The organism is Pseudomonas sp. 91RF (genome assembly GCF_003576265.1).
GTDB classification, from domain to species: Bacteria; Pseudomonadota; Gammaproteobacteria; order Pseudomonadales; family Pseudomonadaceae; genus Aquipseudomonas; species Aquipseudomonas kribbensis.
The window spans coordinates 118,591-133,024 of record NZ_QWFC01000058.1 but is presented as its reverse complement, the minus strand read 5'-3'; the positions used below and the strand labels follow the sequence as shown (position 1 = coordinate 133,024).

The following is a 14,434-nucleotide window of genomic DNA, read 5'->3' as shown; positions in this document are numbered from 1 at the left end:
GGCATGGAACGCATCTACATCGGGATGGGCAGCAATCTGGCTGACCCGGCCGAACAACTGCGCAGTGCGGTCGACTCATTGTCACAGCTGCCGAGTACAGCACTGGTCGGTGTCTCTGCCTTTTTCCAGAGCGACTCGCTGCTGCCGGGTCAGCCGCGTTACACCAACGCGGTTGCGGCACTCGACAGCACACTCGCCCCGCTGGAACTGCTCGATGCCCTGCAAGCCATCGAAAACGGCCAGGGTCGCGAACGCCTGGAACGCTGGGGCCCGCGCACGCTGGACCTGGACATCCTGCTGTTCGGTGACCGTCTGATCGATGAGCCGCGCCTGAAAGTCCCGCATTACCACATGCAGGAACGCGCGTTCGTTCTGTATCCCCTGGCCGAACTGGCCCCCGAAGATCTGCGCCTGGCCGATGGCCGCACCCTTGCCGATCTTCTCGCAGCCTGCCCGTTCGTCGGCCTCGAACGCCTTCCCCACCCCTGACATCTATCCCCTGTGGGAGCGGGCTTGCTCGCGAATGCGGTGTATCAGCTCAATAAGATGCTGACTGGCACGACGCATTCGCGAGCAAGCCCGCTCCCACATCGACCTATCCAAATCCCGGTCTTTGTAGGACAAAAACTCCGCAGATCAGGCCCGCCGGCCCGCTGAATCGCATCAGTAACGCCGGTAACACTCCCGTCGTAACAATGCGGTAACACATGCAATTGACTTCCTGAGGCCTCATCACGACTATAGGCGTCCCGCTGCCGCCAACCCGGCATACAAGGGCGCAATCCAGGCCTTATAAGCACGACAAAAGAGCGTGCGCCTGAGTAGATGACGAATCACGCGCGTTACTCGCAGTAGTTTCCAGAGCGCCTGAACGAGGATTTCTTACATGCCAGCCATCACCCTGACCACGCTCCAGAGCCTCAAGCAGAAAGGTGAAAAGATCACCATGCTGACCTGCTATGACGCGACCTTCGCCCACGCCTGCAACGAGGCCGGTGTCGAAGTGCTGCTGGTGGGCGACTCCCTCGGCATGGTCCTGCAAGGTCACGACAGCACCCTGCCGGTGACCATTGCGGAAATGGCCTACCACACCGCCTGCGTCAAGCGCGGCAACACCGACGCCCTCATCCTGGCCGACCTGCCATTCATGGCCAACGCCACCCTTGAACAAACCATGACCAACAGCGCCATGCTGATGCAGGCCGGCGCGCACATGGTCAAGGTCGAAGGTGCGCTGTGGCTGGCGGAGTCGATCCGCCTGCTGGCCGAACGCGGTGTACCGGTCTGCGCCCACATGGGCCTGACCCCGCAAGCCGTGAATATTCTTGGCGGCTATAAAGTGCAGGGCCGCAACGAAAACCAGGCACGCCAGATGCGCGCCGACGCGATCTCCCTGGAGCAGGCCGGCGCGGCCATGCTGCTGCTGGAATGCGTGCCGAGCGAACTGGCGGCCGAAATCACCCAGGCGGTGAAAATCCCGGTGATCGGCATCGGCGCCGGCACCGACACCGACGGTCAGGTCCTGGTCCTGCACGACATGCTCGGCCTGTCGATCAGCGGCCGCGTACCGAAATTCGTGAAGAACTTCATGCAGGGCCAGGACAGCATTCAGTCCGCATTGAAGGCATACGTCAACGAAGTCAAAGCCGCCACTTTTCCTGGGATCGAACACGGATTCTCTGCATGAACACCGTCAAAACCGTACGTGAACTGCGCGCTGCCATGGCGCGCGCCCGCAGTGAAGGCAAGCGCATCGGCTTCGTGCCGACCATGGGCAACCTGCACAGCGGCCACATCGCGCTGATCACTAAAGCCAAGCAGCGAGTGGACTTCGTGGTCGCGAGCATTTTCGTCAACCCGCTGCAGTTCGGCGCCGGCGAAGACCTCGACAAATACCCGCGCACCCTGGCGGCAGATCAGGAAAAACTGCTGGAAGCCGGTTGCTCCCTGCTGTTCGCCCCGACCGTCGAAGAAATGTACCCCGACGGCATGGCCGGGCAGACCCGGGTCAGCGTGCCACAGCTTTCCGAAGGACTGTGCGGCGCCAGCCGTCCGGGGCATTTCGAAGGCGTGGCGACCGTGGTCAGCAAGCTGTTCAACATGGTCCAGCCGGATCTGGCGATCTTCGGTCAGAAGGACTACCAGCAACTGGCCGTGATCCGTGCGCTGGTGCACGACCTGAACATGCCGATCCAGATCATCGGCGAGCCGACCGTCCGTGCCGCCGACGGCCTGGCGCTGTCCTCGCGCAACGGTTTCCTCAGCGAGGAACAACGCGCCGTGGCGCCCGTCGTTTACCGCGCCCTGAGCAGCATTGCCGAGTCGATCAAACAGGGCGAGCGCGACTTCCCGGCCTTGATCCAGGCACAGCGGCAACAGCTGGAAGCCGCCGGCCTGCGCCCGGATTACCTGGAAATCCGCCACGCCCTGACCCTGCGTCCGGCCACGGCGGAAGATCGTGACCTGGTGATTCTGGTTGCAGCGTTCCTCGGCACCACCCGGTTGATCGACAACCTGCACCTGAACCTCGATACCCCCGCCTGAACACCGCAACAGCAGAATGAGGGAGCGAGCCTGTTCGCTCCCGCATTCGTGCCACATCCCCTTCCAGATCGTATTGCCGGGCACCTGACCATCGGGCAAACTGCCCGCCGATCCGCTGCGCGCGAAAAGCAGGGACTTGCTTGCATTACCCGCCGTCTGTCGGCGTCTGCTGTTATCGATGTTAAAAAAGTACAGGTAACAGGTCAGAAGAAGCCAAGACAGATCGCAGCGCTGGGTTTACTGTATTCGCCCTGCGCCAAAGTAATCGTGTCGACGCAGTTGCCCCCTCGCCCAAACATGGCGGGGAGGGCTTTTCAGTGTTCAAAAGGCCGTTCAAGTAAAAAGGAAAACCGCAGCGATGGCGTACTACCGCACCCCTCATGACGTTACCGCTCTGCCTGCCTGGCAGGCGTTGAAAGACCACCGCCAAGCCATGCAGGATTTCAGCATGCGCGAAGCCTTCAACGCCGATCCGCAGCGCTTCACTCAGTTCACCCTCAGCAGCTGCGGACTGTTTCTCGATTATTCGAAGAATCTGATCAACGCCGAGACCCGCAACCTGCTGGTGGGCCTGGCCAACGAAGTCGATCTCAAGGGCGCGATCAAGGCGCTGTTCGACGGCGAAATCGTCAACTCCTCCGAAGGCCGCCCGGCGCTGCATACCGCCCTGCGTCGCCCGGTGGGCGACAAGCTGTCGGTCAATGGCGTCAACGTGATGCCTGAAGTACACAAGGTGTTGAACCAGATCACCGATCTGGTCGGCAAGATCCATGACGGCCTGTGGCGCGGTTACACCGAAAAGCCGATCACTGACGTGGTCAACATCGGCATCGGTGGTTCGTTCCTCGGCCCGGAGCTGGTCTCCGAAGCCCTGCTGTCCTACGCCCAGAAAGGCGTGCGTTGCCATTACCTGGCGAACATCGACGGCAGCGAATTCCACGAACTGACGCAAAAACTGCGCGCCGAGACCACGCTGTTCATCGTATCGTCGAAATCGTTCAACACCCTCGAAACCCTGAAAAACGCCCAGGCCGCCCGCGCCTGGTATCTGGCCCAGGGCGGTTCGGAAGCCGAGCTGTATCGTCACTTCATCGCCGTATCGAGCAACAACGCGGCGGCCGTGGCGTTCGGTATCCGCGAAGAGAACATCTTCCCGATGTGGGACTGGGTCGGCGGTCGTTATTCGCTGTGGTCGGCCATCGGTCTGCCGATTGCCCTGGCCATCGGCATGTCCAACTTCAAGGAATTGCTGTCCGGTGCCTACACCATGGACCAGCATTTCCAGAGCGCGCCGTTCGAACAGAACATGCCGGTGCTGCTGGCCCTGCTCGGCGTGTGGTACGGCAACTTCTGGGGCGCGCAAAGCCACGCTATCCTGCCGTACGACCACTACCTGCGTAACATCACCAAGCACTTGCAGCAGCTGGACATGGAATCCAACGGCAAGAGCGTGCGTCAGGACGGCACCCCGGTTTCGACCGATACCGGCCCGGTAATCTGGGGCGGCGTCGGCTGCAACGGCCAGCACGCTTACCACCAGTTGCTGCACCAAGGGACCCAACTGATTCCGGCCGACTTTATTGTGCCGATCGTCAGCTTCAACCCGGTGTCCGACCACCATCAGTGGCTGTACGCCAACTGCCTGTCCCAGAGCCAGGCGCTGATGCTCGGCAAGACCCTGCCGGAAGCCGAAGCGGAACTGCGCGACAAAGGCATGAGCGAAGATCAGGTGCAGAAACTGGCACCGCACAAGGTGATCCCGGGCAACCGTCCGAGCAACACCCTGGTGGTCGAGCGCATCAGCCCGCGTCGTCTCGGCGCGCTGGTGGCGATGTACGAACACAAAGTCTTCGTGCAGAGCGTGGTCTGGGGCATCAACGCCTTCGACCAGTGGGGCGTGGAACTGGGCAAGGAACTGGGCAAGGGCGTCTACAACCGCCTGGTCGGCAGCGAAGAAACCGCCGCCGAAGATGCGTCCACTCAAGGCCTGATCAACTACTTCCGCGGCCGTCACCGCGGCTGATTTGATCGCGCTGTAGTAACCCTGTGGGAGCGAGCCTGCTCGCGATAGCAATCTGTCAGTCAGCCCAAGGGCTGACTGACATGACGCCATCGCCAACAAGCTCGCTCCCACAGTCGTTTGTGGATGACTTGAACCTCTTGGACTCTCGGCGCATCTTTATCCTTGTCGCACAACAAGAATAAGGAACCGTCATGTTCGATATCAGCACGTTCCCCAAAGCCGATGCCGTCCGCCGGGCAGCCCAGTTGAGTCAGGACGACTACCATCGCCTGTACCGCGAATCCATTGAACACCCCAGCACCTTCTGGGCCGAACAGGCCACGCGCTTCCTCGACTGGAGCACGCCGTGGCAGACCGTCCAGCGCTATGACCTGAAGACCGGCGAGGCTTCCTGGTTCGCCGGGGCGAAACTGAACGTCAGTTACAACTGCATCGATCGCCACCTGGAGAAACGCGGCGACCAGACCGCCATTGTCTGGGAAGGCGACGATCCCGCCGAATCCACGCAAATCACCTACAACAAACTCCATCACCACGTCTGCCGCCTGGCCAACGTGCTGAAAAAACGCGGCGTGAAGAAAGGCGACCGGGTGTGCATCTACATGCCGATGATCCCCGAGGCGGCTTACGCCATGCTCGCCTGCGCACGGATCGGTGCGATTCACTCGGTGGTGTTTGGCGGTTTTTCACCAGACTCGTTGCGCGACCGCATTCTCGACGCCGACTGCCGCACCGTGATCACCGCCGACGAAGGCGTGCGCGGTGGCAAGTTCGTGCCGTTGAAACAGAACGTCGACAAGGCCCTGCAAAGCTGTCCCAAGGTCAGCACTGTCGTGGTGGTTGAACACACCCAGAACAAGGTCGACTGGGTCGAAGGCCGCGACCTCTGGTATCACCAGGCCGTGCGCGACGTCAGCGACGACTGCCCGCCGGAACCGATGGACGCCGAAGACCCGCTGTTCATCCTCTACACCTCCGGCAGCACCGGCAAACCCAAGGGCGTGCTGCACACCACCGGCGGTTACCTGCTGCAAGCGGCGATGACCTTCAAGTACGTGCTCGATTACCGCGACGGCGAAGTATTCTGGTGCACCGCCGACGTCGGCTGGGTCACCGGCCACAGCTACATCGTCTACGGCCCGCTGGCCAACGGCGCAACCACGCTGATCTTCGAAGGCGTACCGAGCTACCCGAGCACTTCGCGGTTCTGGCAGGTGATCGACAAACACAAGGTCAACATCTTCTACACCGCCCCCACTGCCCTGCGCGCACTGATGCGCGAAGGTGCAGGTCCCTTGCAGGAAACTTCGCGACAAAGCCTCAGATTGCTCGGCAGCGTCGGTGAGCCGATCAACCCCGAAGCGTGGGAATGGTATTTCAACGTCGTAGGCGAACAGCGCTGCCCGATTGTCGATACCTGGTGGCAGACCGAGACCGGCGGCATCATGCTCAGCCCGCTGGTCAGCGCCCAGCGGATCAAACCGGGCTGCGCCACCCAGCCGATGTTCGGTGTGCAACCGGTGCTGCTCGACGAACACGGCAAGGAAATCAAGGGCGCCGGCAGCGGCGTGCTGGCGATCAAGTCGAGCTGGCCGGCGCAGATCCGCAGCGTCTACGGCGATCCGCAGCGCATGGTCGACACCTACTTCAAGCCCTACCCCGGCTACTACTTCACCGGCGACGGCGCCCGCCGCGACGAAGATGGCGACTACTGGATCACCGGGCGCATCGATGACGTGATCAATGTCTCCGGCCATCGCATCGGCACCGCAGAAGTCGAAAGCGCGCTGGTGCTGCACGACAGCATCGCCGAAGCCGCCGTGGTCGGTTATCCCCACGACGTCAAAGGCCAGGGCATCTATGCCTTTGTTACGCCCATGAACGGCACCGAACCCAACGACGAACTGAAGAAGGAATTGCTGGCCCACGTCAGCAAGGAGATCGGCAGCTTCGCCAAACCGGACCTGATCCAGTGGGCCCCGGCCCTGCCGAAAACCCGCTCGGGCAAGATCATGCGGCGGATCCTGCGCAAGATCGCCTGCAACGAGCTCGACAGCCTTGGCGATACCTCGACCCTGGCCGACCCGAGCGTGGTGCAGGGCTTGGTCGATAAACGCCTGAACCAGTAAGGCCGCAAATGCATCGCGAGCAGGCTCGCTCCCACAGGGACTTATGATCGTCTGTGGGAGCGAGCCTGCTCGCGATGGGAACCCCTCGTTTGCCTGCCAAACTGCTAAACTCCCGCGCCCCGATTCCCTCTAGCAAGGCGCAAGCATGTCTTCCCTGAATCAGGCGCTGCGCGCCGCCCTCGATCAACGCCAGGATCTGCTCGCCGAGCTGCACCGCCAGGGCACCGATTGCTATCGCCTGTTCCACGGCAGCCAGGAAGGCGCCGGCGGCCTGACCGTCGACCGCTACGGCCCACAACTGATGGTGCAGAGCTTCCACCACACGCTGGAACTCGCCGACCTGCTGCAACTGCACGCCACGGTGAACGAAACGCTGGGCTTGCAAACCTTGCTGGTCTACAACGACCGCTCCCGTGGCAACTCGCGCATCGATCGTGAAGACAGCGTGTACCGCGCCGAAGATGCAGCACTGGTTGATCTGGTCGGCCACGAGTGGGGCCTGAACTACCGCGTGCGCGGACGCCACGCCGGGCAGGATCCGCTGCTGTTCCTCGACCTGCGCAACACCCGCGGCTGGGTCAAGGATCACGCCAAAGGCAAAAGCGTGCTCAACCTGTTCGCCTACACCTGCGGCGTCGGTCTCAGCGCGGTCGCCGGTGGTGCGCGTGAGGTGTGTAACCTGGACTTCGCCGAAGGCAACCTGGCAGTCGGCCGTGAAAACGGTTTGCTCAATCCGCAACTGCCAACCATGGAATTCATCCAGTCCGACTACTTCCCGGCGATTCGCCAGCTGGCCGGCCTGCCGATCAGTCAGCGCCGCGGGCAGAAACTGCCGAGCTATCAACGTCTCGAACAGCGTCAGTACGATCTGGTGCTGCTCGACCCACCTGCGTGGGCCAAAAGTGCATTCGGCACCGTCGACCTGCTGCGCGATTATCAGAGCCTGCTCAAGCCCGCCCTGCTGACCACCGCCGAAAACGGCGTGCTGATTTGCTGCAACAACCTGGCAAAAGTCAGCATGGACGACTGGCGCGAACAGGTGCTGCGTTGCGCCGAGAAAGCCGGGCGCCCGGTGCGTGAATGGAGCGTGATGACCCCGGGCCGGGATTTCCCTTCACTGGACGGGCAACCGCCGCTCAAGACCCTGATTCTCCAGCTCTGAAATTTACCCCGGCAGGAGCCAACTTCGGCAGCTCCTACAGACATTGCAGACAAATCTGAACAATCCTGTCTCGCGCGATGTACTTCGGAACCGGAATCGCGTGCCATACTCCAAGGCACTCCGATTCAGACAGATGAAGCCGCACATGCCCAAAGGATTGATTCGCGCGATTGGCGCCCTGTTGACTGCTCTGGCCCTCTACAGCCTGCTGGGGTTTCTGATTTTGCCGGGCATCGCGCTCCGCGTGGCCAACCAGCAACTGGCCAACTACGCCACGGTGCCTGCGCACATCCAGCGTATCGAACTCAATCCGTTCAGCCTTGAAGTCACGCTGTGGGGCCTGGTCATCGGCGAGCCGGGCAAGGAACAGGTCGGTTTCGAACGCCTGTACGCCAACCTGCAACTCGACAGCCTGTGGACAAAAGCCCTGCACCTGTCCGACATCGAACTGGACAAACCGAAGACCGAAATCCTGTTCGCCAAGGACGGCAAACTCAATCTGCTCGGTCTGTTCAAACTGCCGGCCAGCGAACCGACACCGGCCGATCCGAATGCCAAGCCGTTTCCGCTGCGTATCGACCGGATCAAACTGGCCGGTGGCAACGTGCATTTCGAGGATGCACGCCCGAGCGAGCCGATCGAATTCCTCTACGACAAACTCGATTTCGAACTGAATAACCTCAGCACCCTGCCTGAAGACAACGCCGACATGACCCTGGTCGCCATCGGCCCGGCTGGCGGGCAGATCGACTGGAAAGGCAACTTCAGCCTGATCCCGATTGCCTCCGAAGGCACGCTCAAGGTCACCGATGGCCAGATGAAAGCGTTCTGGCCCTACGTGCGCGACGCGGTGCCACTGGTGCTGGAAAACGGCGTGGTCAGCCTCAGTACCGACTACAAGCTCAACCTGTCCAAGGAAACCGAACTGCTGCTGAGCAACGTGTCAGTCAGCGTCGCGCCGTTTGCGATCAAGGCACCGGACGGACGTCCGCTGGCAAAACTCGACCGCCTCGACGTCAGCGAAACCACCGTGGACCTGGCCAAGCAGCAGGTGGTGGTCGGCAAGATCCGCAGCCAGAAGCTCGAAACCTGGGCCGCCCTCGAAGCGGACGGGCAACTGGACTGGCAGAAACTGTTCGCCAGCCAGCCGTCCAAACCTGCCGCCAAGGCAGCGGCTGAACCGAAAAGCACTCCGGCCGCCGCCGACTCGCCGAAAACGGAACCGACCGCGCCGGGCAAGCCATGGCAAGTGCTGCTCAAGGACGTGCAACTGCGTGACTACAAAGTGCACCTGGCTGACCGCTCGGCGAAGCCCGAGGTCACGCTGGATGTCACGCCGCTGAACGTCGATCTGCAGAATTTCGACAGCCTCAACGGCTCGCCCTTCAACGTCAAACTCGACGCTGGCCTGGGCAAACAAGGCAAGATCAACGCCGACGGCGTGGTCAATCTGGCGCCGGTCACCGCCCAGCTCAACGTAAAAACCCAGGACATCGACCTGCGCGTCGCCCAGTCCTACATCAACCCGTTCATTCGTCTGGAACTGCGCAGCGGCATGCTCGGCAGCGACCTGAAAGTGAACCTGAAAAGCACCGAGCCGCTGGCACTCAGCGTCACCGGTCGCGCTCAGGTCGATCAGTTGCACACCCTCGATACCCTGAAGACCCGCGACTTCCTCAAGTGGCAGCAGGTGGTGGTCGAAGGCCTGAATTATCAGCACGGTGACAGCCTGTCGATCGACAGGATCAACCTGTTCCAGCCGTATGCGCGCTTCATGATCAATGATGACCGCACCACCAACATCGATGATTTGCTGATCCCGCAACCCGCCGATTCCGGGACGAAAAGCGCAGCGGCCAAACCCGCCGGCAACTCGAAACCGTTGGGCATTCACATCGGCGGCATCGTGATCAATGACGGCTCGGCCAACTTCGCCGACTTCAGCCTGACGCCGAACTTCGCCACCGCGATCCAGCAGCTCAACGGCCAGATCGGCACCATCGACAGTCGTCAGGCGAAACCCGCCAGCGTCGACGTCAAGGGCAAGGTCGATCGATATGCGCCGGTGACCATCAAAGGCGCGGTCAACCCGTTCGACCCGATGGCCAGCCTCGACATCGCCACCAGTTTCAAGCGGGTCGAACTGACCACCCTGACCCCCTACTCCGGCAAGTTCGCCGGTTACCGGATCCGCAAGGGCCGGCTCAATCTCGACCTGCACTACCTGATCACCAAGGGCCAGCTCAAGGCCGAGAACAAAGTGGTGGTCGAGCAACTGCAACTGGGCGAGAAGGTCGACAGCCCGGATGCCGTGAGCCTGCCGCTGAAACTGGCGATTGCGCTGCTCAAGGATGTGGACGGCAAGATTTCCATCGAGCTGCCGGTCACCGGCGACCTGAACAACCCGCAATTCAGCGTGATGCCGATTGTCTGGCAGACCCTGCGCAACCTGATCGTCAAAGCCGCCGCCGCACCGTTCAAGCTGATTGGCGGTCTGGTCAGCGGTGGCGGATCGGAAGATCTGGGCACTGTGTCCTTCGCGCCGGGCTCCAGCGAACTGAACAAGGATGCCGAAGCGGCGCTGGTCAAATTGTCCCAGGCCTTGAAGGAGCGTCCGGCCCTGCGGCTGGAAATCGAAGGCACCGCCGCACAAAGCAGCGACGGCCCGTTGCTTGCCGAACAGCGTCTGGAACGCGAATACCAGTACAACTACTACAAGATGCTCCAGCGTCGTGGCGACAAGGTGCCGGCCCAGGCCTCGCTGATCCAGGTACCGGACAATGAAAAAGGTCCGCTGCTTGAAGGCATCTACCGCACCCGTCTGAAAACCCAGCCACCGGCTGAATGGAAAGACCTGGGCAAGGAAGAACGCACGGCGAAAATGCGCGCCGAGGTGATCAAGTTCTGGAGTACCAGCGATGTGCTGCTGCGCCAGCTCGGTCAGGACCGTGCCAGCAGCATCAAGGATTACCTGGTGGACAAGGGCCAGTTGGCCGACGACCGTGTGTACTTCATCGACGCCAATCTTGGCGAAGCCGAAAGCGACGGTCGCGTGGTGACACAAATGCATCTGGACGCCGAGTGATGAACAGTCAATGGCTGGCCGCAGTGGCGCTGGCGCTCTTCGCCAGCCAGGCTTCGGCATCCGATACCCTGCGCTGTGGCAGCCAGTTGGTCAGCCTCGGTGACCGCGCCAGCGAAGTGCTACAGAAATGCGGTGAACCCGTCAGCCGCGACGTACTGGGTTACAAACGCAGTGCCAATCGCCGTGAAGAGTTTCAGGTCGAGGAATGGACCTACGGCCCGAGCAACGGCATGTATCAATACCTGCGCTTCGAAGGCAATCGCCTGCGGCAGATCAACAGCAAGCGCGGCGACTGACTTCTCTGCACTTTTCCAGCCCCTGAAATAGAACAGGCCCCGACATGAATGCCGGGGCCTGTAATGGCCACATTCCGTGTGGCCGTTCGCATGAACTCTAAAGGGCGGCAGACGTATTGCTCGGCCCGCCTGTCGCGTCTTCTCCCGGTCCAGGCGAGAAGTCTTGCCTTACTCGGCTTTCAGGCCGTCAGCGGAGACCGCTTTGACGCCTTTGATTTTCTTGGTGATGTCTACGGCCATTTTTTTCTGTGCTTCTGTCACTGCAACAGTGGAGGACAGAGACACGACGCCTTTGTTGGTTTCTACTTTGATGTCAGTGCCTGGAATGCCTTTTTCGGTCACCAGGTCGCTTTTGACTTTGGTGGTGATCCAGGTGTCGGAAGTGGCTTCTTTCGCCTTGGTCATTTCACCGGCAGCAAGAGTCATTGGAGCCTGGGTCGCCTGGGTGGATTGTGCGAATGCGCCGGTGGCCATGGTCAGGGTCAGCGCGGTAGCAGCAGCGGCAGTGATAGCGAACTTCTTCATACGAGTAACTCCTGTTTTTCTGGAAAGTCTGCTGCGTGTCTTGTCAGCAGGGTTACCGGAGATATTGCGAACGCTGTGCCAACTTTTAAAAATACAATAAATCTTTATAAATCAATAAGTTAATAATTTGGAAAATTCTTGGAATCATGCAAATTGCATGACCTCCGAATTATCTACATGCAAGTTGCGGCTTTTGGGAAAGTTCCTAACACGCTGAAAAGACTGAAGCTTTTTGTGAAGTGCCGCGCAAAAGAAAATGCCCCGCGAGGCGGGGCATTTCAGTGGGCTGCAGAGCCGATCAAGTACCGCTGCCAGGGCAACCTTTAGGGGCGTAGTCAGGGTTGACTGTCGAGGCGCAGCTCCAGACGCCCGCGGTGTTACCCGTCGCACCGCCAGAACGGGTCAGCGTGATGGTCTTGCCCAGTACCGGAGCCGGTGCGTTGGCCAGAGTGCAGACGATGGTGCCAGCTCCAGAGGACGCAGTACCCGAGGCAGTGACTGTGCCGCAGTTGGTTGTCGAATAGGATGCGTTACCGGTCACGAGCGTCAGCGTCGGGTCGGTACCTTGATTGATGGTGTCCTCGAACGGCACTTTCAGCGCGCTGATTTCCGCCAGCCCCGCCGTCACCTTGGACCGTGCCTGATACTTCGTGTATTGCGGCAGCGCAATGGTGGCCAGGATACCGATGATCGCCACGACGATCAGCAGCTCGATCAGAGTGAAACCTTGTTGTTTTTTCATAGACACGCTCCATGCATGAGTCGGAATCTCATGATCTGAACAGGTCTCAGCACAGCCCGTGCCAAGGCGCCCGTACCCGCGCAGGCTGGGCGCGATCACGCTATCGCGGTATTTCCTACAACCTGTAACCGCACTATCTGACATTTTTTGTCACCTACACCGAGGCGGTTTGGCGCTGTCACTTGACTAGGCTATAAGTCATGAACTGTCTGCATCCGGGATTCCCATGAATGACATCGCTCTGAGCGGTCTGGCCAAGCAATTGGTACAGGCCGAACTGCTCACGGAAAAAAGCGCCCAGCAAGCCTGGCAGCAAGCCCAGCGCAATCGTCTGTCGCTGGTCAGCTATCTGGTACAGAACAAACTGGTGAAGAGTTCGCAGGTTGCCGAAATCGCCTCGGAGCACTTCGGCATGGCGTTCCTCGACCTCAACTGCCTGGACAAGGAAACCCAGCCCAAGGGCCTGGTCAGCGAAAAACTGGTTCGCCAGCACCATGCCCTGCCCCTGTGGCGACGCGGCAACAAACTGTTCGTGGGGATCTCCGACCCGAGCAATCACCAGGCGATCAACGACATTCAGTTCAGCACCGGGCTGACCACCGAAGCCATCCTGGTGGAGGACGACAAGCTCACCGACGCCATCGAGAAATTCTTCGACACCCACGCCTCCGGCCTGGAAGACATGGCCGATGTCGACCTCGACGGGCTGGACGTCGAATCCGTCGATGACAGCAAGCAGGACGCCATCGGTGTGCTGGACGCCGACGATGCGCCGGTGGTGCGCTTCGTCCACAAGATGCTGCTGGATGCGATCAAGAGCGGCTCTTCCGACCTGCACTTCGAGCCTTACGAAAAAAACTACCGGGTGCGGGTGCGTACCGACGGCATCCTGCGCGAAGTGGCCAAACCGCCGATTCAACTGGCCGGACGCATCGCCGCCCGGCTGAAGGTCATGGCCAGCCTCGACATCTCGGAACGGCGCAAACCCCAGGACGGACGTCTGAAAATGCGCCTGTCGAAAACCAAGTCGATCGACTTCCGGGTCAACACCTTGCCGACCCTGTGGGGCGAGAAAGTGGTGATCCGGATCCTCGATCCGTCCAGCGCGCAGATCGGCATCGACGCCCTCGGCTACGAGCCGGAGCAGAAAGAGCTGTACCTGGCCGCCCTGAAGCAGCCGCAAGGCATGATTCTGGTCACCGGCCCCACCGGTTCCGGCAAGACCGTTTCGCTGTACACCGGGCTGAACATCCTCAATACCGTCGACATCAATATTTCCACCGCCGAAGATCCGGTGGAGATCAACATGGAAGGCATCAACCAGGTCAACGTCAATCCGAAGCAGGGGCTGGACTTCGCCCAGGCCCTGCGCTCGTTCCTGCGTCAGGACCCGGACGTGATCATGGTCGGTGAGATCCGCGACCTCGAAACAGCGGAGATTGCGATCAAGGCGGCACAGACCGGTCACCTTGTACTGTCCACGCTGCACACCAACAGCGCAGCGGAAACGCTGACCCGCTTGCACAACATGGGCATTCCCGGCTTCAACATCGCCACCTCGGTCAGCCTGATCATCGCCCAGCGTCTGGCGCGAAAACTATGCAGCCATTGCAAGAAACCCATCGAGATTCCCCGCGAAACCCTGCTCAAGGAGGGCTTCCCCGAGGAACGCATCGGCAGTTTCACGATCTATGAGCCCGTCGGTTGCGATCACTGCAACGGCGGCTACAAGGGCCGCACCGGCATCTATGAAGTGGTCAGGAACACGCCCGAACTGCAGCGGCTGATCATGGCCGAGGGCAACTCACTGGAAATCGACAGCCAGATGCGCCTGGACGGCTTCAACGACCTGCGCACTTCGGGACTGATCAAGGCCATGCAAGGCATCACCAGCCTTGAAGAAATCAACCGGGTCACCAAGGACTGAA

General features: G+C 60.7%; 11 protein-coding genes. 9 read left to right on the top strand and 2 right to left on the bottom strand.

Translation table 11 applies throughout. The features are described from left to right. Positions 1 to 3 precede the first annotated feature (3 nt). The 8 genes from folK to DXT77_RS29480 all read left to right on the top strand — a co-directional run bounded on the left by folK (position 4) and on the right by DXT77_RS29480 (position 11,239). Complete coding sequence (gene folK / locus DXT77_RS29515; protein WP_119430165.1) at positions 4 to 489, top strand: 2-amino-4-hydroxy-6-hydroxymethyldihydropteridine diphosphokinase; 486 nt, start codon at positions 4 to 6, stop codon at positions 487 to 489. Positions 490 to 886: 397 nt separating this feature from the next. Continuing rightward, positions 887 to 1,687 (top strand): 3-methyl-2-oxobutanoate hydroxymethyltransferase, encoded by an 801-nt coding sequence (gene panB / locus DXT77_RS29510; RefSeq protein WP_085712154.1) that lies wholly within the window; start codon positions 887 to 889, stop codon positions 1,685 to 1,687. Further along, complete coding sequence (gene panC / locus DXT77_RS29505) at positions 1,684 to 2,544, top strand: pantoate--beta-alanine ligase (protein ID WP_119430164.1); 861 nt, start codon at positions 1,684 to 1,686, stop codon at positions 2,542 to 2,544. The genes panB and panC overlap by 4 nt, the downstream gene beginning before the upstream one ends. Before the next feature lie 358 nt (positions 2,545 to 2,902). Next, a complete protein-coding gene (gene pgi / locus DXT77_RS29500) occupies positions 2,903 to 4,567 on the top strand; it encodes a glucose-6-phosphate isomerase (protein WP_065261586.1) in 1,665 nt (554 codons plus the stop codon). A gap of 191 nt (positions 4,568 to 4,758) precedes the next feature. Then, on the top strand, positions 4,759 to 6,696 hold the full coding sequence (gene acs / locus DXT77_RS29495; protein ID WP_119430163.1) for an acetate--CoA ligase: 1,938 nt from the start codon (positions 4,759 to 4,761) through the stop codon (positions 6,694 to 6,696). 145 nt (positions 6,697 to 6,841) lie between these two features. Further along, complete coding sequence (locus DXT77_RS29490) at positions 6,842 to 7,858, top strand: class I SAM-dependent rRNA methyltransferase (protein WP_119430162.1); 1,017 nt, start codon at positions 6,842 to 6,844, stop codon at positions 7,856 to 7,858. 133 nt (positions 7,859 to 7,991) lie between these two features. After that, positions 7,992 to 10,943, top strand: coding sequence for a DUF748 domain-containing protein (locus DXT77_RS29485; protein ID WP_119430161.1), 2,952 nt, complete (start codon positions 7,992 to 7,994; stop codon positions 10,941 to 10,943). After that, positions 10,943 to 11,239, top strand: coding sequence for a DUF2845 domain-containing protein (locus tag DXT77_RS29480; RefSeq protein WP_119430160.1), 297 nt, complete (start codon positions 10,943 to 10,945; stop codon positions 11,237 to 11,239). The genes DXT77_RS29485 and DXT77_RS29480 overlap by 1 nt, the downstream gene beginning before the upstream one ends. 168 nt (positions 11,240 to 11,407) lie before the next feature. Here the strand turns inward: DXT77_RS29480 and DXT77_RS29475 are convergent, their stop codons facing one another. Both DXT77_RS29475 and DXT77_RS29470 read right to left on the bottom strand, forming a co-directional pair. Beyond that, positions 11,408 to 11,764, bottom strand: a complete 357-nt coding sequence (locus DXT77_RS29475; protein ID WP_065261581.1) for a BON domain-containing protein — start codon at positions 11,762 to 11,764, stop codon at positions 11,408 to 11,410. A 298-nt stretch (positions 11,765 to 12,062) separates the two neighbouring features. Continuing rightward, a complete protein-coding gene (locus tag DXT77_RS29470; RefSeq protein ID WP_085732829.1) occupies positions 12,063 to 12,506 on the bottom strand; it encodes a pilin in 444 nt (147 codons plus the stop codon). 226 nt (positions 12,507 to 12,732) lie between these two features. Here DXT77_RS29470 and pilB point away from each other — a divergent pair, with 226 nt between their 5' ends. Then, positions 12,733 to 14,433: a type IV-A pilus assembly ATPase PilB gene (gene pilB, locus DXT77_RS29465; protein WP_119430159.1), complete on the top strand. Its 1,701-nt coding sequence runs from the start codon at positions 12,733 to 12,735 to the stop codon at positions 14,431 to 14,433. The last annotated feature ends 1 nt before the right edge of the window (position 14,434 follow it).

Bases quoted from the DNA above. Each gene is read 5' to 3' on its own strand.
- folK (WP_119430165.1), top strand. From the start codon at position 4: ATGGAACGCATCTACATCGGGATGGGCAGCAATCTGGCTGACCCGGCC.
- panB (WP_085712154.1), top strand. From the start codon at position 887: ATGCCAGCCATCACCCTGACCACGCTCCAGAGCCTCAAGCAGAAAGGT.
- panC (WP_119430164.1), top strand. From the start codon at position 1,684: ATGAACACCGTCAAAACCGTACGTGAACTGCGCGCTGCCATGGCGCGC.
- pgi (WP_065261586.1), top strand. From the start codon at position 2,903: ATGGCGTACTACCGCACCCCTCATGACGTTACCGCTCTGCCTGCCTGG.
- acs (WP_119430163.1), top strand. From the start codon at position 4,759: ATGTTCGATATCAGCACGTTCCCCAAAGCCGATGCCGTCCGCCGGGCA.
- DXT77_RS29490 (WP_119430162.1), top strand. From the start codon at position 6,842: ATGTCTTCCCTGAATCAGGCGCTGCGCGCCGCCCTCGATCAACGCCAG.
- DXT77_RS29485 (WP_119430161.1), top strand. From the start codon at position 7,992: ATGAAGCCGCACATGCCCAAAGGATTGATTCGCGCGATTGGCGCCCTG.
- DXT77_RS29480 (WP_119430160.1), top strand. From the start codon at position 10,943: ATGAACAGTCAATGGCTGGCCGCAGTGGCGCTGGCGCTCTTCGCCAGC.
- DXT77_RS29475 (WP_065261581.1), bottom strand. From the start codon at position 11,764: ATGAAGAAGTTCGCTATCACTGCCGCTGCTGCTACCGCGCTGACCCTG.
- DXT77_RS29470 (WP_085732829.1), bottom strand. From the start codon at position 12,506: ATGAAAAAACAACAAGGTTTCACTCTGATCGAGCTGCTGATCGTCGTG.
- pilB (WP_119430159.1), top strand. From the start codon at position 12,733: ATGAATGACATCGCTCTGAGCGGTCTGGCCAAGCAATTGGTACAGGCC.